General features: G+C 65.9%; 27 protein-coding genes. 13 read left to right on the forward strand and 14 right to left on the reverse strand.

What is annotated here, in order from left to right; genetic code table 11:
* The first annotated feature begins 58 nt into the window (after positions 1-58).
* The 5 genes from folE to QHG62_RS13755 all read left to right on the forward strand — a co-directional run bounded on the left by folE (position 59) and on the right by QHG62_RS13755 (position 3,647).
* A complete protein-coding gene (gene folE, locus QHG62_RS13735; protein ID WP_281151383.1) occupies positions 59-790 on the forward strand; it encodes a GTP cyclohydrolase I in 732 nt (243 codons plus the stop codon).
* A 2-nt stretch (positions 791-792) separates the two neighbouring features.
* Positions 793-1,215 carry a BLUF domain-containing protein gene (locus tag QHG62_RS13740; RefSeq protein WP_126748385.1) on the forward strand — a complete coding sequence of 141 codons (423 nt, stop codon included), beginning with the start codon at positions 793-795 and terminating at the stop codon, positions 1,213-1,215.
* 42 nt (positions 1,216-1,257) lie between these two features.
* Positions 1,258-2,139, forward strand: a complete 882-nt coding sequence (locus QHG62_RS13745; RefSeq protein WP_281151384.1) for a DMT family transporter — start codon at positions 1,258-1,260, stop codon at positions 2,137-2,139.
* Positions 2,140-2,141: 2 nt separating this feature from the next.
* On the forward strand, positions 2,142-2,975 hold the full coding sequence (locus QHG62_RS13750; RefSeq protein WP_281151386.1) for a DUF429 domain-containing protein: 834 nt from the start codon (positions 2,142-2,144) through the stop codon (positions 2,973-2,975).
* Positions 2,976-3,125: 150 nt separating this feature from the next.
* On the forward strand, positions 3,126-3,647 hold the full coding sequence (locus QHG62_RS13755) for a BON domain-containing protein (protein WP_281151387.1): 522 nt from the start codon (positions 3,126-3,128) through the stop codon (positions 3,645-3,647).
* A 74-nt stretch (positions 3,648-3,721) separates the two neighbouring features.
* On the opposite strand, the gene QHG62_RS13760 is transcribed toward QHG62_RS13755, so the two are convergent.
* From QHG62_RS13760 to QHG62_RS13785, 6 genes are all read right to left on the reverse strand, one after another.
* Positions 3,722-4,279 (reverse strand): ferritin-like domain-containing protein, encoded by a 558-nt coding sequence (locus QHG62_RS13760; protein WP_258502051.1) that lies wholly within the window; start codon positions 4,277-4,279, stop codon positions 3,722-3,724.
* A complete protein-coding gene (locus tag QHG62_RS13765; RefSeq protein ID WP_281151388.1) occupies positions 4,276-4,770 on the reverse strand; it encodes a hypothetical protein in 495 nt (164 codons plus the stop codon). Before QHG62_RS13765 ends, QHG62_RS13760 begins: the two co-directional genes overlap by 4 nt.
* On the reverse strand, positions 4,757-5,140 hold the full coding sequence (locus tag QHG62_RS13770) for a phage holin family protein (RefSeq protein WP_281151389.1): 384 nt from the start codon (positions 5,138-5,140) through the stop codon (positions 4,757-4,759). The genes QHG62_RS13765 and QHG62_RS13770 overlap by 14 nt, the downstream gene beginning before the upstream one ends.
* 35 nt (positions 5,141-5,175) lie before the next feature.
* Positions 5,176-5,553 carry a hypothetical protein gene (locus tag QHG62_RS13775; RefSeq protein ID WP_258502042.1) on the reverse strand — a complete coding sequence of 126 codons (378 nt, stop codon included), beginning with the start codon at positions 5,551-5,553 and terminating at the stop codon, positions 5,176-5,178.
* Between the two features lie 54 nt (positions 5,554-5,607).
* Positions 5,608-5,772: a DUF1328 domain-containing protein gene (locus QHG62_RS13780; RefSeq protein ID WP_157615369.1), complete on the reverse strand. Its 165-nt coding sequence runs from the start codon at positions 5,770-5,772 to the stop codon at positions 5,608-5,610.
* Positions 5,773-5,979: 207 nt separating this feature from the next.
* Positions 5,980-7,299 (reverse strand): CHASE3 domain-containing protein, encoded by a 1,320-nt coding sequence (locus QHG62_RS13785; RefSeq protein ID WP_281151390.1) that lies wholly within the window; start codon positions 7,297-7,299, stop codon positions 5,980-5,982.
* A gap of 130 nt (positions 7,300-7,429) precedes the next feature.
* Here QHG62_RS13785 and QHG62_RS13790 point away from each other — a divergent pair, with 130 nt between their 5' ends.
* Positions 7,430-8,062 carry a response regulator gene (locus QHG62_RS13790; RefSeq protein WP_015866882.1) on the forward strand — a complete coding sequence of 211 codons (633 nt, stop codon included), beginning with the start codon at positions 7,430-7,432 and terminating at the stop codon, positions 8,060-8,062.
* Positions 8,063-8,129: 67 nt separating this feature from the next.
* On the opposite strand, the gene QHG62_RS13795 is transcribed toward QHG62_RS13790, so the two are convergent.
* Positions 8,130-8,534, reverse strand: a complete 405-nt coding sequence (locus QHG62_RS13795) for a response regulator (protein ID WP_281151393.1) — start codon at positions 8,532-8,534, stop codon at positions 8,130-8,132.
* 233 nt (positions 8,535-8,767) lie between these two features.
* On the opposite strand from QHG62_RS13795, the gene QHG62_RS13800 reads away from it, so the two are divergent.
* The gene (locus QHG62_RS13800) at positions 8,768-10,780 is read left to right on the forward strand and encodes an AsmA family protein (RefSeq protein WP_281151394.1); all 2,013 of its coding nucleotides are present in this window, start codon (positions 8,768-8,770) and stop codon (positions 10,778-10,780) included.
* A 27-nt stretch (positions 10,781-10,807) separates the two neighbouring features.
* Here QHG62_RS13800 and QHG62_RS13805 read toward each other — a convergent pair whose 3' ends face one another.
* From QHG62_RS13805 to gpmA, 3 genes are all read right to left on the reverse strand, one after another.
* Complete coding sequence (locus QHG62_RS13805; protein ID WP_281151395.1) at positions 10,808-11,569, reverse strand: HesA/MoeB/ThiF family protein; 762 nt, start codon at positions 11,567-11,569, stop codon at positions 10,808-10,810.
* A gap of 95 nt (positions 11,570-11,664) precedes the next feature.
* Positions 11,665-13,107 carry a S41 family peptidase gene (locus tag QHG62_RS13810; RefSeq protein WP_281151631.1) on the reverse strand — a complete coding sequence of 481 codons (1,443 nt, stop codon included), beginning with the start codon at positions 13,105-13,107 and terminating at the stop codon, positions 11,665-11,667.
* 104 nt (positions 13,108-13,211) lie between these two features.
* Entirely contained in the window at positions 13,212-13,955 is a 744-nt protein-coding gene (gene gpmA / locus QHG62_RS13815; RefSeq protein WP_157615364.1) for a 2,3-diphosphoglycerate-dependent phosphoglycerate mutase, read from the reverse strand.
* A gap of 106 nt (positions 13,956-14,061) precedes the next feature.
* On the opposite strand from gpmA, the gene QHG62_RS13820 reads away from it, so the two are divergent.
* The 6 genes from QHG62_RS13820 (at position 14,062) to nadA (ending at position 18,429) form a co-directional block, all read left to right on the forward strand.
* Positions 14,062-14,448, forward strand: a complete 387-nt coding sequence (locus QHG62_RS13820) for a rhodanese-like domain-containing protein (RefSeq protein ID WP_432445611.1) — start codon at positions 14,062-14,064, stop codon at positions 14,446-14,448.
* 20 nt (positions 14,449-14,468) lie between these two features.
* On the forward strand, positions 14,469-14,729 hold the full coding sequence (gene grxC, locus QHG62_RS13825) for a glutaredoxin 3 (RefSeq protein WP_281151396.1): 261 nt from the start codon (positions 14,469-14,471) through the stop codon (positions 14,727-14,729).
* A gap of 127 nt (positions 14,730-14,856) precedes the next feature.
* Positions 14,857-15,321: a protein-export chaperone SecB gene (gene secB / locus QHG62_RS13830; RefSeq protein ID WP_126748400.1), complete on the forward strand. Its 465-nt coding sequence runs from the start codon at positions 14,857-14,859 to the stop codon at positions 15,319-15,321.
* A gap of 24 nt (positions 15,322-15,345) precedes the next feature.
* Positions 15,346-16,401 carry an NAD(P)H-dependent glycerol-3-phosphate dehydrogenase gene (locus QHG62_RS13835; protein WP_281151397.1) on the forward strand — a complete coding sequence of 352 codons (1,056 nt, stop codon included), beginning with the start codon at positions 15,346-15,348 and terminating at the stop codon, positions 16,399-16,401.
* 16 nt (positions 16,402-16,417) lie between these two features.
* Entirely contained in the window at positions 16,418-17,296 is an 879-nt protein-coding gene (gene nadC / locus QHG62_RS13840; RefSeq protein ID WP_281151398.1) for a carboxylating nicotinate-nucleotide diphosphorylase, read from the forward strand.
* 11 nt (positions 17,297-17,307) lie between these two features.
* The gene (nadA, locus tag QHG62_RS13845; protein ID WP_281151399.1) at positions 17,308-18,429 is read left to right on the forward strand and encodes a quinolinate synthase NadA; all 1,122 of its coding nucleotides are present in this window, start codon (positions 17,308-17,310) and stop codon (positions 18,427-18,429) included.
* Between the two features lie 133 nt (positions 18,430-18,562).
* Here the strand turns inward: nadA and QHG62_RS13850 are convergent, their stop codons facing one another.
* The 4 genes from QHG62_RS13850 to panB are packed head-to-tail and all read right to left on the reverse strand — an operon-like array spanning position 18,563 to position 21,340.
* Entirely contained in the window at positions 18,563-18,925 is a 363-nt protein-coding gene (locus QHG62_RS13850; protein ID WP_157615351.1) for a 6-carboxytetrahydropterin synthase, read from the reverse strand.
* Between the two features lie 19 nt (positions 18,926-18,944).
* On the reverse strand, positions 18,945-19,583 hold the full coding sequence (gene queE / locus QHG62_RS13855; protein ID WP_281151400.1) for a 7-carboxy-7-deazaguanine synthase: 639 nt from the start codon (positions 19,581-19,583) through the stop codon (positions 18,945-18,947).
* Entirely contained in the window at positions 19,580-20,431 is an 852-nt protein-coding gene (gene panC / locus QHG62_RS13860) for a pantoate--beta-alanine ligase (RefSeq protein ID WP_281151401.1), read from the reverse strand. The genes queE and panC overlap by 4 nt, the downstream gene beginning before the upstream one ends.
* A 12-nt stretch (positions 20,432-20,443) precedes the next feature.
* A complete protein-coding gene (panB, locus tag QHG62_RS13865; RefSeq protein WP_281151402.1) occupies positions 20,444-21,340 on the reverse strand; it encodes a 3-methyl-2-oxobutanoate hydroxymethyltransferase in 897 nt (298 codons plus the stop codon).
* Positions 21,341-21,345: the final 5 nt, after the last annotated feature.

Here is a 21,345-nt window from a genome sequence, read left to right on the forward strand (position 1 = left end):
GCTTTGCCGGCTTCTCCCTGCGGAGCCTCCAAAATGCGTTCGCTGATACCATGCGCGGATGCTGAGGAAAACCGACGTGGAACCGCGCCCTGACGGAAACAACGACGACGAGGGCACCCCCGTCTCGGTGAAGATCCGCGAACGCCTGACTGCCGCGCGCAGGCGCTTCAACGCCAACGACAACATCGCCGAGTTCATCGAACCCGGCGAGCTCGAGTCGCTGCTCGATGAAGTCGAAGTGAGGATGAAGGGCGTGCTCGAAAGCCTGGTGATCGACCTCGAGAACGATCACAACACCGGCAACACTGCACGCCGCGTGGCCAAGATGTACCTCAACGAAGTGTTCCGGGGCCGCTACGTGGCGCCGCCTTCGCTCACCGAGTTTCCCAACGCCGAGCACCTGAACGAGCTGATGATCGTCGGCCCGATCACCGTGCGCAGCGCCTGCTCGCACCACTTCTGCCCGATCATCGGCAAGCTGTGGATCGGCATCATGCCCAACGAGCACACCAATGTGATCGGCCTGTCGAAGTACGCGCGCCTTGCCGAATGGGTCATGGGCCGGCCCCAGATCCAGGAAGAGGCCGTGGTGCAACTGGCCGACCTGATCCAGGAAAAGACCCAGCCCGACGGCCTGGCGCTCGTCATGGAAGCCGAGCACTTCTGCATGGCCTGGCGCGGCGTGAAGGAAATGGACAGCAAGATGATCAATTCCGTGATGCGCGGCGTGTTTCTCAAAGACCCGAGCCTGCGCCGCGAATTTCTTTCCCTGCTGCCCCGAAAGAGCTGAACATGCTGGTCCGACTTCTCTACGCGAGCCGCGCCGTCGACACCAGCCCCGAGGCCATCGACGCCATCCTCGCGCAATCGCGCACGCACAACCCCTCCTGCGGTATCACGGGCATTCTTTGCTACGGTGCCGGTACCTTCCTGCAGGCCATCGAAGGCGGCCGGATGGCCGTCAGCGAGCTCTACGGCCACATCCAGCGCGATGCGCGCCACAAGGACGTGGTGCTGTTGCACTATGAAGAAATCTCCGAGCGCCGCTTCGGCGGCTGGACCATGGGGCAGGTCAACCTCTCCAAGCTCAACGCCTCGACGCTGCTCAAGTACTCGGAAAAGCCTGAGCTGAATCCGTATGCGGTGTCGGGCAAGGTCTCGCTGGCGCTGCTCGAAGAACTGATGGCCACCGCGGCCATCGTCGGACGCCACTGAGGCAGTGGCCCCCACGCCCGTTCGCTAGCGCGTTTCCCCGGGGTGCCGCTCTCCGCCTTTGCTCTGATCCTGCTCGCCGGGATCATTCATGCCAGCTGGAACATCGCCGCCAAGAAGGCGAACGGCGACGCGCGCTTTGCGTTGCAGAGCGGCGTGTTCATGGCCGTTGTGTGGGCCCCCGTAGGTCTGACGCTGGGCTGGAACGTGGTGCCTGCCTGGGGCCTCACGGAGTGGGGCTTCATTGCGCTGAGCGGCGTGCTGCACGTCTTCTACTACGTCATCCTGCTGCGCGGCTACCGCAAGTCCGATCTCACGGTGGTCTATCCGTTGGCGCGGGGCTCGGGCCCATTGCTGTCTTCCCTGGTCGCCATCCTGTTTCTTGGCGAGCGCATCAGCTTCATCGGCCTTGCGGGCATCGCGGGCGTGGTGCTGGGTGTTTTTCTGGTGGCTGGCGGGCCGGGACTCTGGCGCAAGAAGCATGACCCGGCCCAGCGCGCGCGGGTGCACAAGGGCATTCGCTACGGCGTGCTGACGGGCGCCTTCATCGCGGCCTACACCGTGGCCGACAGCTACGCGGTGAAGTTCCTGGCCATGTCGCCGATCCTGCTCGACTACTTCGGCAACTTCGTGCGCGTGGCCCTGCTGTTGCCGGCGGGGCTGCAAGACCGTGCCGAAACGGCGCGGATGTGGCGCGCGCAGTGGAAGTACGCGCTGCTGGTGGCGGCAATCAGCCCGGTTTCCTATGTGCTTGTGTTGTATGCGGTGCAGCAGGCGCCCATTTCCCATGTTGCCCCGGCGCGCGAGGTCTCGATGCTCTTTGCCGCGCTGATCGGCGGCCATCTGCTGCGCGAGGGCGACCGCTTGCTGCGGCTGCTGGGTGCCGCCTTCATTGCCGCCGGCGTGGTGGCGCTCGCGCTGGGGTAAGGATGCGCCCGGCGCTGCTGTTCGGATGCGATTTTTCTTGCGCACCCACGTCGCGCAAGCCGATCGTCATTGCCACCGGGCGCACCAGCCAGACCGACGAACTGGTGCTGACCGGTCTTCAACGCTTCACCACGCTCGATGCCTGGGCCGACTGGCTGCAGAGCGAACACGCGTGGATCGGCGGCTTCGATTTTCCGTTCGGCCTTCCGCGCGAGTTGGTCGAGCATCTGGACTGGCCGCGGGAATGGAACGCCCTCATGGACCACTATGCAAGCCTGAGCCGCGCGGAGATACGCAGCACCTTCGCAGATTTTTGTGCGGCGCGCCCGGTGGGCGGCAAGTTCGCTCACCGCGCGACCGATGCGCCCGCGGGTTCGAGCACCTCGATGAAGTGGGTCAACCCGCCCGTGGCCTTCATGCTCCATGCGGGCGTGCCGCCGCTGCTGGCCGCCGGCGCAAGCCTTCCGGGGCTGCATGTCGGCAGCAACAACAACCGCGTGGCTCTGGAGGCCTACCCCGGACTGCTGGCGCGCGAACTGATAGGCCGCCGCAGCTACAAGAGCGACGAGACGGTCAAGCAGACGCCCGAGCGGCTTGCGGCGCGCACCAGCCTCGTCGCCGCGCTTGAGGCGGGCACCACGCGCCTGGGCATTCGGCTCGTGCTCACCGATGCGCAACGTGCCGAACTGCTTGGCGATGCGCGCGGCGATCACGTCGACGCGGTGCTTTGCCTGCTGCAAGCGGGGTGGAGCGCGCAGCGCGCCTCCACGCCGGGGCCGGGCTTCGGCTTGCCCGAGCGTTTCGATTCCATCGAAGGATGGATCGTCACGGCCTGAGCCTCCTTGTCCTACAGGGTTTCGCGGCAGCAGGGCCTCCCGCGTCCTCGTCCCAAAAGCTAGATTGACCAAGCGACCCGGTCCTGTCCGGGGCAGCCTGCGCGCAACCTGCGCGCGTTACCCGCTCCTTGGAGCGAATGGAGGATTTCAATGAAAAGAACCCGTCAAATTACTGCCATGCCTTTTTCGCGCGCATGGCTCACCGTGCTGCTGATGGCCGGCGCGGCATTGTCGCTGGCCGCCTGCGACAGTTCGGACAACCGCACCGCGGGAGAAAAGCTCGACAGCGCGATTGCGAAGACAGAGAAGGCGGCCGAAACCGCCGCTGCCAAGACAGGGGAGGCCGTGAGAGACGCCAAGGCCAAGGTTGATGCGTCCGGCACCACCGCCGAGGTGAAGGACGGTGTGGCCAACATGGCGGACGCCGCAAAGAGAGCCGGCGCGGCCGCAAGTGCAACGGCGGACGATGCAGCCATCACCGCATCGGTTTCGGCGGGCCTTGCCAAGGACCCGGACCTGAGCGCGATCAAGATCGACGTCGACACGAAGGCTGGCGCCGTCAGCCTGAAGGGGCCCGCGCCCACGGCCGCCGCCAAGGCGCGCGCCGAAGAAATCGCCAAGGGCGTGCAGGGAGTAACCTCGGTCGACAACCAGCTCGAGGTGAAGGGCTGAGCGTGCCTTCTTTGGCGCAAAAAAAAGCCCGGTTAGTCCGGGCTTTTTCTTGGTTCGGGCGATCAAGGCGGAAGTCAGTGGCCCAGCCAGTCCTTGAGCTCGTCCGCATGCTCTTCCTCGTCGGAAAGAATGTCTTCCAGCATGCGGCGGGTGGTCGGGTCCTTGTCGCCGATCAGCGCGATCATCTGCCGGTACGTTTCCACGGCAATGCGCTCGGCCACGAGGTTGGCGCGCACCATGGCTTGCAGGTCGGTCGATTCGTCGTAGCCGGCGTGGCTGCGTTCGAGCAGGTGCGTCGGGGCAAAGTCGGGCTCGCCGCCGAGCTGCACGATGCGTTCGGCAATGCGGTCGGCGTGCGCGGATTCTTCGTTCGCGTGCACCAGGAATTCTTCTGCGATTGCAGGCGATGACACGCCGCTGGCGGTGAAGTAGTGGCGCTTGTAGCGCAGCACGCACACCAGCTCGGTGGCCAGTGCATCGTTCAGCAGCTTCACGACGTCGTCGCGCCAGGGGCCGTAGCTTGGCGTGACCGCACCTTCATCGAGGCTGTTCGCTGCGGCTTCGATGGCCTTTTCGTCGAGCACCAGGTGCTCGTGCCTTGCCGGGTTGGTGCCCGGGGAATTCGCATTCATGGAGTGTCCTTTCGTGGGCTGGTGTTTTTCTGCTGCATCAGCGTGTTGACGACGTCTGCCACGTCGGATGTCTTGAGCACCGCCGCCAGCACCGCAGTAAAGGAGAGCAGGCGCCAAGGCTTGATCAGCACAATGGCCGCGCCGGTGGTGGCAGCAATGGCCATGAGCTTGGCCGGCTCCTTGCGCGCATAGTGTTCGAGCAAAGGGCGTGCGAGCTGGCCCATTGCATGGGCGGGATGCCGGCGCCACCAGCGCTCGGTCATGCTGCGCGCCATCGACGTCCACCGGTGGCGGCTGCCGCGCGGAGAAGCCTCTTGTTCGGCGCCATCTGTGGCGTACATGCCGGGATGATCTTCTTGCGCCGTGTAGCGTCTGCCGCGGCCGCTGTCCCGCGGCTCGTAGTCTTCTCCGTTCAGATGCCGAACGAGTGCGCGGCGCGAAAGCGCAAGGCGCTCCTGCGGCGTGAGCGGGCTGCGGTCAGTGCCGTTCATGGCGGGCTCCTGCTTCGTGCAACGCCTGCAGGTCTGCGTCGACCTGCGCGCGAAGATCGTCGAACGCGTAACCGGGGAACGGGCGGCTGGCCACCCAGGCGCAAATGCCGGCCATGACCAGCGCAACGCCGGGTACCGCCACCAGCACCCAGTGGAAGCTGCCGTGCAGCACGCCTATCAATACCGCGACCCCGATGAGGCCGAGCGCGAGCATGGCGCTCGCCGCCGCGACCACGCCCGCAACGATGCGGGCGACGAGCCCGCGCCCCGCCTCGGAGGCTTCCTGCCTCACGAGGGCGGCGTAGTTGGCTGCGTGTTCGGCGATGAGTTCCGGATGCCCGAGCACCGTGGAAAAAATCGGATGAAGCATGGTGCGCGGAATCGGTGGAACGGGACGTCAGCGGATCAGTATTCGTCCCGGCGGCTGCGGCTGGCCAGCACGATGAGTGCGGTAATGGCGGCGCCGGCCGCGGCCGCGATCAGCACAGAGCGCACCGGCTGGTCGGAGATGTAGCGGCCGGTGACGTCGGCTGCCTGCTCCAGGCGGCGCTGTGCGCGTGCGCTGGTGGTCGAGGCCGCATCGAGGCCGCGCTGCACGGCTTGCTGCACTCGCGCTGCCAGTTGCTCGACTGCCGGCTCTGCGTCGCGGCGCAGTTCGCGGACCTTCTCGCCGGCCGCATTCACCGCGTTCTGTGCGTAGGCGCGAGTGGATTCGACAGCCTCGTTGGCGGTCTGGCGTGCGTCGTCGGCGAGTTGCGAGGGAGTCTTGGTCGTCGTGTTCATGAGAATTTCCTTTCCGGGGAGATGAATTGCGGGAGCCTGTTGATCGTAACTACGCTACTTGCGTCGTAGCAAGCCGGCCAGGAAACTGGCGATGGCAAGTACGGCGAAGATCACGAAAAGGATCTTCGCGATTCCTACCGCGCTGGCGGCAATGCCGCCGAAGCCGAACACAGCGGCAATCAGCGCAATGACCAGAAACACCACCGTGTAATGCAACATGTGGACTCCTTCGAGGCTTTGCTCGTTGTTGTGGGACTGCGCGTTCAAGAGTGAATGAACGGCACAGGAGCAACCTTAAGTGGCGCCCCCGCGAGGCCCTGTCAGCGGCTGGGCGCGGGGGACGTAGGAGACGACCGAGTTCCCCCTGGGGCCGGCCGCGCATGAGGGCCGCGCGCCGGCGATGAAGCCGGCGTCACTTCAGAGCGCTCAGACCGGCTTGACCACGGGCAGCATCGCACTCAGGCGGGTGCCACGGCCCGGCGTCGACGAGATCGTGAGCTTGCCGCGCGCGGCCTCCACCCGATGCCGCATGCCTGCAAGGCCGTGCGTCGAAGGATGGATGCGCCGCGGGTCGAAGCCCTTGCCGTTGTCGGCAACCTCCACGATCACGTGGTTCTCGTAGTTCTTCAGCACGATCGTCGCCTCGCTGGCTTCGGCGTACTTGCCGATATTGGTGAGGCTTTCCTGCACCATGCGGTAGATGGTGAGCTGGCGCGACTCGTCCATGGTCACGGGCTCGAGTGCCATCTGCACCTGGATGCCCGAGCGTTCCGCGAATTCGCGCCCGAGGATTTCCAGCGACGCCACCAGCCCGAGGTTCGACAGCGACGACGGCCGGAGGTCCTCGATGATCCGCCGCTTGAGCGCGATGCCGCTGTTGAGCAGTTCGGTCAGGTGCTGCAGCCGCTGGGTTGCGTCCGGCGCCTCCAGCAGCCTCGACTTGAGGCGGGCGACGTCCAGCTTGGCCGCTGTGAGCAGCGAGCCGAGCTCGTCGTGCAGCTCGCGTGCGAGATAGCCGCGCTCGGTTTCACGCACGTCCTGCAGGTGGGTGGCGAGCTCGGCCAGCGAGGCCGTGCGTTCGCGCACCTCGTCTTCGAGTGCGTTGCGCTCGCGCTGAAGCGTTTCCTGCTGGCGCTCGCCGATGGAGCGCAGTGCATGCGTCTGCCGCAGGTACAGGAAGAACGCGATGAGGGCGGCGAGCGCCACGATGGCGGTGCCGATTCGCGCAAGCCGCAGCGACTTCATCACCTGCGACTGGCTTTCCTGCAGGGTCTTGTTGCTCACTGCCACAAGGTCGTGGGCGCTCTTGCGGATGGCGTCCATCTCTTCCCGCCCCACGTCGGTAGTGATGACGAACTTCCAGGCGTCCTCCTTGCCGTCCTGCCGCAGGCGCACGCTCATGTCCATTTCGGCTATCTTGCGCAGCACATGCTTGGAGAGCTCCGCCAATTGGGTACGCTCGGCCGGCCGATCAGCGTAAAGTTGGCGCATTGTGGCCAGGTACCCATCAACCTGCTTGACGGCCATGTCGTATGGTTGGCGGTAGCTGGCCTCGCCGGTAAGAAGGTAACCTCGCTGGCCGGTTTCGGCATCGAGCATGCTCTGCAGGATCAGGTTGAGCGTGGCGCGCACTTTTTGCGCCTCGTCGATGTTGGCCAGAGCCTGGGTCGATTGGCGGTAGCCGGCCTCGTTGATGCCGACGAGGGCCAGCGCAGCCAGTGCCGCGAGCAGGAGGCTCACGGCCATTTTTGGAGGAGCTAGCCAGTGCATGAAATTTTCAAAGGTGCTTTCAGCACAAGTTCGTGAATAATTGATAACAACCGGGGATCGGCATGTTGCGGCTTCCTCGGCCGCAACACAACGAAGAAAGTAACAGATGATCAAAATTGGAATTGTGGACGACCACGCTATCGTGCGTTCGGGCCTGCGGCAGTTCTTCTCCGAACACGTCGACTTGCGCGTGGCCGGCGAGGCCGCCAGCGGGCGCGAGGCCATCGAGCTGGTGCGCACCACCGAACTCGACGTGCTGGTGATGGACCTTTCGATGCCGGGGCAAAGCGGCATCGATGCGCTTGCCATGATCCGCGCCAAGGCGCCGGACGTGGGCATTCTCATCCTCAGCGGGTATCCCGAAGAGCACTACGCGATGAACCTCATTCGCCAGGGCGCGAGCGGGTACCTCAACAAGGAGTGCGATCCGATGGAAATCGTCAACGCAATCCGCACCATTTCGCTGGGCCGCCGCTACATCACGCCGGCTGTGGCAGAACTGCTCGCGCGCCAGCTCGACCGCAAGGACGACGCCGCGCCGCACGAGCAGCTCTCGGAGCGCGAATTCCAGGTGTTCCTGAAGCTTGCCAAGGGCGAGACCGCCGGAGACATTGCCAAGACGCTGTCGCTGTCGGTCAAGACCGTGAGCACCTACCGCACGCGCCTCATGGAGAAGATGAACCTCTCTTCCAACAGCGACCTCACGTACTACGCGCTGAAGAACAAGCTGATCGATTGAGCAGAGAAACAGCCGCGGGCTGAAGAAGGAGGCAAAGAGGTCCGGCGCGGCTTCTTCTGCCTCTTTTTCATTCCGTGCCGGTGGCGGGGCGATGGGCCACCGCCTCCAGGATGCAGAAGTCGACCAGCGCGTCGATCTCGTTCGATTTGTCGAACACCGCATCCACGCCGAATTCGGCGCAGCGCCGCCGGATGTCGGGCGTTGCATAGTTGCTGAGCACCACCACCTTCTGGTTCGGCCGGCGCGACGTGCAGGCCTGGAGCACGCCCAGGCCGCTTCCCTGCTTGAGAAAAAGATCGACCACCGCAAGGTCCCACTCGTCGCTGTGGTCCTGCAGCCATTGGCGCGCGTGCGCTTCGGTTTCGGCAAAGCCGACAACCGTCGTGCAGGTGAGTTCTTCCAAGGTACCGATGAGGTTTTCACGGATCGTGAGGTTGTCTTCGACGATGTATGTCTGCAATCTGGTATCCATGCCGAACCGCGCTTCCTCTGTTTGCAGGTGTCTCGCGAACGCCCCTGCTGGCGATTGCCTGCGCATCGAAGATTGAGGCGTCGGCGACTCGCATCATGCAGGGTTCGGAGGACGGGTGTTGTAGGCGGGTTCTGACGAGCGGGCCGCACGCGCGCCTTCCGTAGGCAATGCCGCACGGTTTTTGCGGTTCATTGCCGACCCGGGAAAATGAAAGGCCGGTATATCCAGACTGCATGGCAACGAACGTTCTTCGCGACCGGCCGCTGTGGCTCAAGCTGCTGGCGGCTTTCGTGCTGCTTTTGGCCCTGCTCGCGGTGGTGGTCTCGTTCTTCCCGTGGGACACGTTGAGGGGGCCGATCAACCGCTACGTCAGCGACAAGACCGGCCGGAAGTTCGAGATCACGCGCCGGCTCGACGTCGGTGTGGGGCTGCGCGGCGCCACCGTGAAGTTCGACGGCATCGAGTTTGCCAATCCACCATGGGCGCGCGACCCCTACCTGGTCAAGGCCGAGCGCGCCGAGTTCGACATACGGCTGTGGCCGCTGCTCACGCAGAAGATCGTCATTCCGCGCCTGGCGCTGTTCTCGCCCACGCTGGGGCTTCAGATGGAGCAGGACGGGCGGCGAACATGGGCCTTCGGCAAGGACACGTCCGACCCGGGGACCGTACCCGTCATCGGGCTGATGCAGGTCGACAACGGAACGATCGACTTCCTGGCCAAGCACCTGGGCGTCGATCTGCATGCCGACGTGAGCTACGACACGAGCCGCGGCACGCTGCCGCTCAGCTACCGCATCAAGGGCCGCTACAAAGGCCAACCGCTCACCGCCGAGGGCCGGACCGGCAACGTGCTCCAGCTCAAGTCGGCCGGCCAGGAGCCGTTTCCGATGGAGATCGATGCGGCCGCGGGCCAGACACGCTTCAAGGCCCAGGGCACCGTGACCGACTTTGCCGACCTCGAGGGTATCGATGCCAAGTTCGAGCTCAAGGGCCAGACGCTTGGTGCCTTGTTTCCGCTGCTTGGCATTGCGCTGCCCGAGACTTCGCCCTATGCGCTGAGCGGCGACCTGCGCAAGCGCGCAAAGCTCTGGGAAGTGGCAGGGCTCAAGGGCAGGCTCGGTCTATCGGACATTGCCGGCGACATGCGCTTCGACCAGGCCGGCCAACTGCCGCGCCTTGGGGGCGAGTTGCGCTCCCGCTTGATGGACATGGACGACCTGGGGCCGCTGATCGGCCTGCCGCCCACCGAGCGGTCTGCCAAGGCGGTTGAAGGGGTGGCGCCGCCACCCACCATCAAGCAGGCCAAGCGGGCGGGCGGCAGCAAGGTGCTGCCCACCGCCACGCTCGACTTCGACCGCCTGCGCGCAATGAACGCCGACGTGAAGTACACGGCCGACCGCATCCGCAACGTGCGCGACGTGCCGCTCGATCGCGGCAGCGTGCAGGTCAAGCTGACCGACGGCGTGCTTGCCCTCGACCCGCTCGATCTGGGCGTGGGCGGCGGCAAGCTGGCCGGTGCCATCCGCATCGACGCGACCCAGAACCCGGCGGATATCCGCGCCTCGCTCGACCTTCGCAATGTGCAGCTCAACCGCCTGGTACCGAAGATCGAAACCATGCGCAGCAGCTTCAGCCGGCTCGACGGCCGGCTCAATCTCTCGGGCCGCGGCAACTCGGTGGCCAGCTGGCTTGGCGGCGCCTCGGGCGATGTGGCGGCCCTGACCGGGCGGGGCCGGTTCAGCAACCTGCTGCTCGAGTTCATGGGGCTGGACGGCGCCGAGATCATCAAGTTTCTGCTGCGCGGCGACCAGAACGTCGAACTGCGCTGCGCTGCCATGGCATTCGACGTCAACAAGGGCGTCATGACCAGCCGCAGCGTGGTGCTCGATACCGACGACACTGTTTTTCATGCGACCGGCCAGGCCAACCTGGCAACCGAGAAGCTCGACTTCGTGGTGCGCCCCGAGCCCAAGGACGCGAGCTTCCTGTCGCTGCGGACGCCGCTGGTCATCGGCGGCACCTTCGGCTCGCCCTCTGGTGGGGTTCAAGTCGTTCCGCTCGCGGAGCGCGGGCTGGCAGCGCTGGTGCTGGGGGCGCTCAACCCGCTGCTGGCGCTGGCGGCGACCATCGAGACCGGGCCGGGCGAGGATGCCGATTGCAAGAGCGTGCTGGCGCAGGCCAACAAGCCCGGCACGGGCGCGGCCGCCGCTGGTGCGGCCAAGGCCAAGGGCGCAAAGCAGCGCTGATCCAGAATAGAGAAAAGCGAGGTGCCTTCAGGCGGTGGCCGCGCGTTGCGCGCACACGCTGCAATGCGGGTCGCGCGCAATCTGCAGCGTGTCGAATGCCGTGCGGCGTCCGTCGAACATCAATAGCTTGCCCGCCAGCGACGGCCCGATGCCCGCGAGCAGCTTCAGCGCCTCGCTCGCCTGCAGCGTGCCGATGGTGCCCACCACGGGACCGAACACGCCGAGCACCGCGCAGAGCGTTTCCTCGAAGGCCGCGTCGGGCGGAAAAATGCACGCGTAACAGGGAGAGGCTTCGTCGCGCGTGTCGTAAACGCTCAACTGGCCATCGAACCGGATGGCGGCACCTGCCACCAGCGGCTTGCCATGCGCCACGCAGGCGCGGTTGACTGCATGCCGCGTTGCAAAGTTGTCGCAGCAGTCGATCACCACGTCTGCCGCCTCGACCAGGCGCGACAGCAGCGCCTCGTCGGCGCGGGCGGCGTGCGTCTCGATGGAGATGCCGGGATTGATGTCGCGCATGGCCTGTGCGGCCGATTCGACCTTCAGTGCACCCACTCGCGCGTGGGTGTGGGCCACCTGGCGCTGGAGATTGGTCAGGTCGACCTCGTCGTCGTCCACCAGCGCGACATGCCCGACGCCCGCCGCGGCAAGGTACAGCGCCACCGGAGAGCCCAAGCCGCCCGCACCGATGACCAGCGCGCGGCCGGCGCTCACGCGCGCCTGTCCGTCGATGCCGAATTCTTCGAGGAGGATGTGGCGCGAATAGCGCAGCAGGTCGTCGTCATTCATGGTGGCTCATCCCGGCTTGTGCCAAACGAAAAAATACCGCGGCCCGGCAGTGCCGGTTCCGCGGTATTCCGGATCTGAAAGCGTCTGGCAGCAGATCAGTTCTCTTTTTTCTCTTCCTTGTTGTCGACGATGATCTGCGTCTTGCTGACCAGCACCGGCTGGCCCTTCAGGCGGTTGAGCGCCTGCACCAGCGGAAAGTCCTTGTCGGTGCCGAACTCGGGCACCTTGCGGTCCTGCGGCGGCTTCTTGGCTTCTTCCTCGAGGCGCTTGCGCGCTTCGTCGCGTGCCTTTTCGCGCTCCGGGTCCTTGGTTTCGGGGCCCTGGCCGCTGGCCAGGTGCTTTTCCAGGTCGGCCTCGCGCATGCGCAGGGCGGCGAAGGGGCTGCCCTCGGCGCTTTCGTCGATGAGCACGTTGGGCACGATGCCCTTGGCCTGGATCGAGGTGCCGCTCGGCGTGTAGTAGCGCGCGGTGGTGATCTTCAGGCCCGTGTCCGGTCCGAGGGGGCGCACTGTCTGCACCGAGCCCTTGCCGAAGGTCTGGCTGCCCATGATGGTGGCGCGCTTGTGGTCTTGCAGCGCGCCGGCCACGATTTCGCTTGCCGAGGCCGAGCCTTCGTTCACCAGCACCACCAGCGGCACGGACTTGAGGGCCGCGGGCAGGTTGCGCAGCGGGTCGCTGCCCGAACGGCGCTGATAGAACTCCGGCGCCGCCTTGTAGACCGACTTGCTTTCGGCCAACTGGCCGTCGGTGGAGACCACGGTCACGTTTTCGGGCAGGAAGGCGGCCGAAATGGCAACGGCCGCGTCGAGCAGGCCGCCCGGGTCGTTGCGCAGGTCGAGCACCAGGCCCTTGAGGTTGGGTTCTTCCTTGTAGATGTCCTCGACCTTCTTCACGAAGTCGTCGACCGTGCGTTCCTGGAACTGCGACAGCCGGATCCAGCCGTAGCCCGGCTCCATGACCTTGCCGCGCACCGATTGGGTACGGATTTCTTCCCGCGTGATCGTCACCGGGAAGGTGCGGCTTTCGTCCTTGCGGAAAATGGTCAGCAGCACCTTGGTGTTGGCCTCGCCCCGCATGCGCTTGACGGCTTCGTTGAGGGACAGGCCGCGCACGGCGGTGTCGTCGATCTTGGTGATCAGGTCGTTCGGCTTCAGGCCCGCGCGGAAGGCCGGGGAGCCCTCGATGGGCGACACCACCTTGATGAGGCCGTCCTCCTGCGAGATTTCGATGCCCACGCCGACGAAGCGGCCGGTCGTGCCTTCCCTGAATTCCTTGAAGGACTTCTTGTCGAAGTACTGGGAATGCGGGTCGAGCCCGGCGACCATGCCGGAAATGGCGTCGGAAATGAGCTTCTTCTCATCGACGGGTTCGACATAGTCGCTCTTGACCATGCCGAAAACGGCGGCGAGTTGCTGCAGTTCCTCGAGCGGGAGCGGCGCGAGCGAGCCGCGTGCGACCGTCTGCAGGGAGACGGTGGTCAAGACGCCGGCAACGGCGCCGGCGGCGACCCAGCCGGTAATCTTCAATTTGTGGCCCATCATGAGTGATTGTCCTTGTCGGCTGTCGAAGCAATATACACAGCTTGGAAGCAAATTGCCTGCCGGGGTTCCACGGGGGAGCGCCGCCGAGGGGTTTTAATTCTTCAGGCCTTGCCTTGCGAAGCCACCGCTGCGGCGGCCTTCTCGGCGGCCGCGGCGTCGCCCAGGTAATAGTGCCGCAGCGGCTTCAGGTCGTCGTCGAGTTCGTACACCAGCGGAATGCCGTTCGGAATATTCAGGCCGACGATCGCATCGTCCGAAATACCGTCGAGGTACTTGACCAGCGCCCGGATCGAGTTGCCGTGCGCGGCCACCACCAGCCGGCGGCCGGTGCGGATGGCCGGCGCCATCGATTCGTTCCAGAACGGCAGCACGCGCGCCACCGTGTCCTTCAGGCACTCGGTCAGCGGAATCTGTTCGGGCGAAAGCTTGGCGTAGCGCACGTCGCTGCGTTCGCTGCGCGGATCGTCGGCTTCCAGGGCGGGCGGCGGGGTGCCGTAGCTGCGGCGCCAGACCAGCACCTGCTCGTCGCCGTATTTCTTGGCGGTTTCGGCCTTGTTCAGACCCTGCAGGGCGCCGTAGTGGCGCTCGTTCAGGCGCCAGGAGTGCACCACGGGCAGCCAGGTGCGGTCGAGTTCGTCGAGGGTGTGCCAGAGCGTGCGGGTGGCGCGCTTGAGCACGCTGGTGTAGGCCACGTCGAAGTCGTAGCCCTCGGCCTTGAGCAGCCGGCCGGCCTGCTTGGCCTGCTCGATGCCGGTTTCGGTCAGGTCGACGTCGGTCCAGCCGGTGAAGCGGTTTTCGAGATTCCAGGTCGATTCGCCATGGCGGATCAGTACCAGTTTGTGCATGTTGGGAGGCCTTTGGCAGCGCTTGGGAAAACCAGCATTCTAAAATCCCGGGTTTGCCATCCAAGGAACCCCCGTGAAATTGATCGAATTCGTCACCGCGAACTGGATGCTGATCCTGATCGCACTCAGCTCGGGTGGCATGCTGGCCTGGCCGCTGATTCGCGGCGGCGCCGGTGGCGGCACCCTCACGGCCCAGGCGGCGGTGCACCTCATCAACCGCGAACGCGCGGTGCTGGTCGACGTGCGCGAGCCCGAAGAGTTCGCCACCGGCCACATGATCGGCGCCAAGAACGTGCCGCTGAACCTGCTGGAAGAAAAACTGACCGGCACGGTCAAGAACAAGAACGTGCCGCTGCTGCTGGTGTGCGCCACCGGCGCCCGCGCCCAGCGCGCGGTGGCAATGGCCAAGAAACTCGGTTACGAGCAGGCCCAAGCCGTGTCGGGCGGCCTCAAAGCCTGGAAAGAGGCTAACCTGCCGGTTGAAAAAGCTTGAATCTCCCTGAGATACATCCTATGCAAGCCGTCAAGATGTACACCACCGCGTTCTGCCCGTACTGTGTTCGTGCGAAGCAGTTCCTCAAGTCCAAGGGCGTCGACGAGATCGAAGAAATTCGCATCGACACCGATCCCGAGGCCCGCAGCACCATGATGGAAATCACCCAGCGCCGCACGGTGCCGCAGATTTTCATCGGCGACACCCACGTGGGCGGCTGCGACGACCTGATGGCGCTCGACAGCCGCGGCGGCCTCATGCCTCTGCTGCAAGCCGCCTGAACACCAATCAGCCCGGTGTCACGGAAGCGGTCCGGGCGCCGGGCGATAATCGCCTGCTCATTCATCTGCAGCCCGCTGCGGGAACCTCTCCCCGGCGGGCATTGTTTTGATTCTCGAAAGTTCAGCCATGGCCGACCAGCAAGCCCAAGATCCCATCTTCCAGATCCAGCGCGTCTACCTCAAGGACCTGTCGCTCGAACAGCCCAATTCGCCCGGCATCCTGCTCGAACAAGAGCAGCCCACCGTGGACATCCAGCTTGGCGTGGACGCCCAGCCGGTGGCTGAAGGCATCTTCGAGATCACCGTGTCGGCCACCGTGCAGACCAAGATCCAGGACAAGACCGTGTTCCTGGTCGAAGCCAAGCAAGCCGGCATCTTCGAGATCCGCAACCTGCCCGAAGACCAGATGGGCCCGATCCTCGGCATTGCCTGCCCGCAAATCGTGTACCCGTACCTGCGCGGCAACGTGGCCGACGTGATCCAGCGCGGTGGCTTTCCGCCCGTGCACCTGGCGGAAATCAACTTCCAGGCCATGTACGAGCAGCAGCAGGCACAGGCCGCCGGCCAGCCCGCCCCGACCCTCGCACAGTAAACCGGCACAACGCCGCCAACGCCGATGAAGATCTGCGTTCATGGCGCCGGTGCCTGGGGCACGGCAGTGGCCGTCAATGCGGCCCTGAACACCGCCGTCGGCCACGAGGTCACGCTCTGGGCGCGCGATGCCGCGCAGGCAAATGCCATTTCGAAGGCGCGCGAGAACACCCGCTACCTGCCGGGGCTGGCCTTGCCGGCCTCGCTTGCCGTGCGGGCCGGCGATATCGGCCAGGCGCATGCCGGGGCCGACCTCGTCATCGTGGCCACGCCCATGGCGGCCCTGCGTGAACAGCTCATTGCGCTGCGCGGCTGCACCGTGCCTGTCGCATGGCTCTGCAAGGGCGTGGAGCCCGCGCTCGACGCTTCCTCCCCCGCTTCCTTCGGCCTGCTCGCGCACGAGATCTGGGCCCAGGTTGCTCCAGATTTGATAGCAGGCGTGCTCAGCGGCCCGAGCTTCGCGCAAGAAGTGGCTGAAGGCCGCCCCACCGCGCTGGTGGCCGCGAGTCCGCATGCCACCGTGCGCGATGCGCTGGTCGAGGCATTCCACGGCCCGGCCCTGCGTGTCTATGCCAACGACGACATCGTCGGCGTCGAGGTCGGTGGCGCGGTCAAGAACGTGCTGGCCATTGCGACGGGGCTTTGCGACGGCCTGGCGCTCGGGCTCAATGCGCGCGCCGCGCTCATCACGCGTGGCCTGGCCGAAATGACCCGCTTCGGGCTTGCGCTCGGCGCTCGTGCCGAGACGTTCATGGGCCTTTCCGGCCTTGGCGACCTGGTACTGACTTCGACCGGCGACCTCTCGCGCAACCGCAAGGTGGGTCTGTTGCTGGCGCAGGGGCAGACCCTGGCGCAAGCGGTGGCCTCGCTCGGCCATGTGGCCGAAGGCGTGTATTGCGCGCGCACCGTGGTGCAGCGCGCGCGCGGCCTGGGCGTGGAAATGCCCATCGCCGAAAGCGTGGTGGCGTTGCTCGACGGCCGGGTGAGCCCGCGGGAAGCGGTAGCCTCGCTCACCGGCCGCGATCCGGTGCCCGAAACCGTCCATGCCCAGGGGCCGGGCGGTCCACCCCAACAAGACTGAAGAGACAAAAAGAGCCATGAGCCTTCGCTTTGATTTTTCGGCGCCGGCCGTGGCCGCGCTGGCCCGGGCCGACGCCGCCCGCGCCTTGCAGGAAGACGTGGCCGACGGCGATCTGACCGCATCGTTGGTCGACCCCGGCCGCCGGGCCCGCGCCCGCGTGCTGGCGCGCGAATCGGCCGTGCTGTGCGGTGCGCCCTGGGTCGAAGCGACCGTGCGGCAGCTCGATCCGCAAGCCCGCATCGAGTGGCTGTGCGGCGAGGGCGATCGCTGCGCGGCCGACCAGACCGTGCTCGAGATCGAGGGTTCGGCCCGCGCACTTCTGACGGCCGAGCGCACCGCGCTCAACTTTCTTCAGCTGCTGAGCGCCGTCGCCACCAAGACAGCGCTCTATGCCGATGCCGTCAGCGGCACACGCGCCAGCATCGTCGACACCCGCAAGACCCTGCCGGGCCTGCGCCTGGCGCAGAAGTACGCGGTGCGCACCGGCGGTGGCGTGAACCACCGCATCGGTCTTTACGACGCGGTGCTCATCAAGGAAAACCACATTGCGGCGGCCGGCGGTGTGGCCGCGGCGCTGCGCGCTGTGGCGCCGGTGGCCGATCGCGCTGCCTTTGTCGAAGTCGAGGTCGAAACGCTGGCGCAGCTGCGTGAGGCATTGGATGCAGGTGCACGCATGGTGCTGCTCGACAACATGGACCTGCCCACGCTGCGCGAAGCCGTTCGCATCAACGATGCGGCCGGCAACGAACGCAAGGCCGTGCTCGAAATTTCGGGCGGCGTCACGCTCGAAGGCCTTCGCACATTGGCAGAAACCGGTGTGGACCGCATCTCGGTCGGCGCGCTCACCAAGGACGTGAAGGCCATCGATTTCTCGATGCGCTTCCAGGAAAGCTGAGGGCGACGGCCGTGGCTTCTTCTTTCGTCATCGACGTCGACTACGAACAGCCGGTGGCCAAAGCCGGCTCGGCCTGCGACACCCGCCATGCCTGGGCGCGCGTGCCGCCCGAACCCTCGCCCGACGAACGCATCGTATTGAAGGAGTGCATTCGCCGCCTGCTGCGCGAGCGCAATGCGGTGATGGTGTCGCACTTCTACGTACACCCAGACCTGCAGGACCTGGCCGAGGAAACCGGCGGCATCGTGAGCGACTCGCTCGAAATGGCGCGCTTCGGCCGCGACCACGCAGCCCAGACGCTGGTGGTGTCGGGCGTGCGCTTCATGGGTGAGACGGCCAAGATCCTCTCGCCCGAGAAGCGCGTGCTCATGCCCGACCTGGACGCCAACTGCTCGCTCGATCTCGGCTGCCCGGTCGATGAATTCAGCGCGTTCTGCGACCAGCACCCCGACCGCACCGTGGTCGTCTACGCCAACACCAGTGCGGCCGTGAAAGCGCGCGCCGACTGGCTCGTGACCTCCAGCTGCGCGCTCGACGTGGTGAGCGCGCTGCATGCGCAAGGCCGCAAGATTCTCTGGGGCCCCGACCGCCACCTGGGCGACTACATCCAGCGCCAGACCGGCGCCGACATGGTCAGCTGGAACGGCGCCTGCATCGTGCATGACGAATTCAAGGCACTGGAACTTGAGCTGCTCAAGAAGGCACATCCCGCCGCAAAGGTGCTGGTGCACCCCGAGTCGCCGGCCGACGTGATTGCACTGGCCGATGCGGTCGGTTCGACCTCGGCCATCCTGAATGCGGCGCAGCGTATGGACGCGAAGGAATTCATCGTTGCCACTGACAGCGGCATGCTGCACAAGCTGCGCACGTTGAATCCGGGCAAGACTTTTATCGAGGCACCCACAGCCGGCAATGGGGGCACATGCAAGAGCTGCGCGCATTGCCCCTGGATGGCGATGAACGGGCTGGTGGAGTTGGTGAATGCGCTGGAAACGGGCGCGGGTGAGATTCAGGTTGATCCGGCGCTGGGGTTGCGGGCGCGGGTACCGATCGACCGGATGCTGGCGTTTACTGCGGGCCTGAAGAATGGCCAGGCGCCGGGCAGCCTGATTGCCGGCATCGGCGCCGCCTGACCCCGCATTGCTCCTTCCCCCTCTGGGGGAAGGCTGGGATGGGGGCTCGCGGCGCTGAACGGGCCGACGGCGGTGTGAAGGCCGCTTGCCCCCACCCCAACCCTCCCCCGGAAGGGGAGGGTGTAAAAAAACCTCAAAACTCCAGCGTGCAGCTGTCCCCCAGCGCCTCCCTCCACACGCGCACCCGCGCAAGCGAAGCGCGAAAGTCCGGCAGCGCGTCCGCAATGAACAGGCACAGGTTTTCCAGCGTTGGCGGATGCAGCCCCTCCACGTCGTCCAGCAGATGGTGGTCCAGCAGCTCGCGCACGTCATCGAGCCGGCGGCGCAGCAGCCCCAGGTCGACCACCATGCCCGTGACGGGATCGCGCTGGCCCGCAAGCCACACTTCGGCGTGGTACGTGTGGCCGTGAATACGGCGGCTGCCTTCGACCTCGATGTCGCGCTTCAGCGTGTGGGCGGCATCGAAGAAAAAGCGTTGGCTGATGGTGAATCGCATCTGGAAAATCTCTCCGCGCTCAGCGGATGCCGGTGATCTTGTGGGTCTGCACGCTGAGGCGCCATGCGGGCTGGCGCATGCACTCGGCAATGCACAGTTCGGTGTTGGCCACGCGGTCGGGCCCGTCCATCGGCTGCAGGAAGCGGTGTGTGAACTCGCCGGTGCGCGCCATGGTGTCGAGATCGAATTCGGCCTGCGGCCATACCAGCTTCAGTTCCTGTCCGCGCTGCTGCACCCACGGTGCGCCGGCCTTGGGGCTGATGCAGAGCCAGTCGATCCCTTCGGGCGCGGCGACCGTGCCGTTGCTTTCGACGGCAATGCGAAAGCGCCGCGCATGCAGCGCGTCGACCAGCGCGGCGTCCACCTGCAGCAGCGGCTCGCCGCCGGTGAGCACCACCAGCCGGTGCTCGGCATCGCTGGCCGGCCATTGCGCGGCGACGGTGTCGGCCAGCAGGTCGGCAGTCTTGAACTTGCCGCCCAGCGTGCCGTCGGTACCCACGAAGTCGGTGTCGCAGAAGCGGCAGACGGCCGTGTCGCGATCTTCCTCGCGGCCCGTCCACAGGTTGCAGCCCGCAAAGCGGCAGAACACGGCCGGCATGCCCGCCTGGCCGCCTTCGCCCTGCAGGGTGTAGAAGATTTCCTTGACGCTGTAGGTCATGAAGAAGCCGGGTGCTCGATCTCGAGGTTGTCGATCAGCCGCGTCGCGCCCAACCGCGCCGCGGCCAGCGCCACGAGCGGTTCGCCGGCCAGCCCGAAAGTGGGTGCCTGCAGGTCGGCACGCCGCCTCAGCACAAGATAGTCCGGTTGCCAGCCGCGCTCAGTGAGGGTCTGCATTGCCCGCGCTTCGATTGCGGCCAAATCGCGTTCGCCGGCTTGCACGGCCGCGGCCATGGCCTTCAGCGCCTTCGAGAGCTGCACGGCCTCCGCGCGCTCGGTTTCGCTCAGGTAGCCGTTGCGCGACGACAGCGCCAGGCCGTCGTCGGCGCGGAAGGTCTCGCTGCCGACGATCTCGATGGGCAGCGCGAACTGCCGCACCATGTGGCGGATCATCATGAGCTGCTGGTAGTCCTTCTTGCCGAACACGGCCACGCGCGGCTGCACGCACTGGAAGAGCTTCATCACCACCGTGCACACGCCGATGAAGAAGCCGGGGCGGAAGTGGCCCTCGAGGATGTCGGCCAGCGCCGGGTCCGGGTGCACCTTGCAGGTCTGCGGCTCGGGGTAGAGCGCTTTTTCGTCCGGCGCGAACAGCACGTCGCAGCCGGCCGCGCGCAGCTTCTCGCAGTCGCTGTCCCAGGTGCGCGGATAGGTGTCGAAATCTTCATGCGGCAAGAATTGCAGCCGGTTGACGAAGATGCTGGCTACGGTCACGTCGCCCAGCGGCCTCGCCTGTTCGATCAGCGCCAGGTGGCCGTCGTGCAGGTTGCCCATGGTGGGCACGAAGGCCGGGCGCTTGAAAGCCGAAAGGTGCTCGCGTAGCTCGGCAATGGTGTGTGCGATGTACATGGTCTGTGCTCCTTACCAGGCGTGCAGTCGGTCGTCGGGAAAGCTGCCGTCCTTCACCGCGCGCACATAAGCTTCGAGGGCCTGCGCGATGCTCGAGGAATCGGCCATGAAGTTGCGCACGAACTTCGGCATCTTGCCGAGGTTGATGCCCAGCATGTCGTGCAACACCAGCACCTGGCCGGCGGTGCCCTTGCCCGCGCCGATGCCGATGGTGGCGCAGTGCTTCAGTTCAGCGGTGAGCTCGGCGGCCAGCGCGGCCGGCACCATCTCGAGCACCAGCATCGCGGCGCCCGCGTCCTGCAGTGCGTGCGCATGCTGCTTCAGCAGTGCTCCAGCATCGCCCTTGCCCTGCACGCGGTAACCGCCCAGCGCATGCACGGTCTGCGGCGTGAGGCCAAGGTGGGCGCAGACGGGAATGCCGCGCTCGACCAGAAAGCGCACCGTCTCCGTGGTCCAGCCGCCGCCTTCGAGCTTGACCATGTGTGCGCCCGCCTGCATCAGCACGGTGGCGCTGCGCAAGGCCTGTTCGCGCGATTCCTGGTAGCTGCCGAAGGGCAGGTCGGCAATCAGCCAGGCCGTGCCCTGCACCCGGCGCAGGCCGCGCGAGACGCTGTCTGTGTGATAGCGCATGGTGTCCAGGCTCACGCCCACGGTGCTGTTCAGGCCCTGGCAGACCATGCCGAGCGAATCGCCCACGAGGAGGCAATCGACGCCCGCCGCGTCGGCCATGGCCGCGAAGGTGGCGTCGTAGGCGGTGAGCATCGAGATCTTCTCGCCGCGTGCATGCATGTCGGCCAGGCGCGGCAGGCTCACGGGCTTGCGCGATGCGGGCGGCGATGCCGGTGGCAGCGTGCCGTAGGGCGTGGCGGCTGCCGGCGTTTCGAAAGTGGTTGCTGTGGTGTTCGACATGGTTG

Origin of the sequence: Variovorax paradoxus (assembly GCF_029919115.1) — a bacterium.
Taxonomy (GTDB): Bacteria; Pseudomonadota; Gammaproteobacteria; order Burkholderiales; family Burkholderiaceae_C; genus Variovorax; species Variovorax paradoxus_O.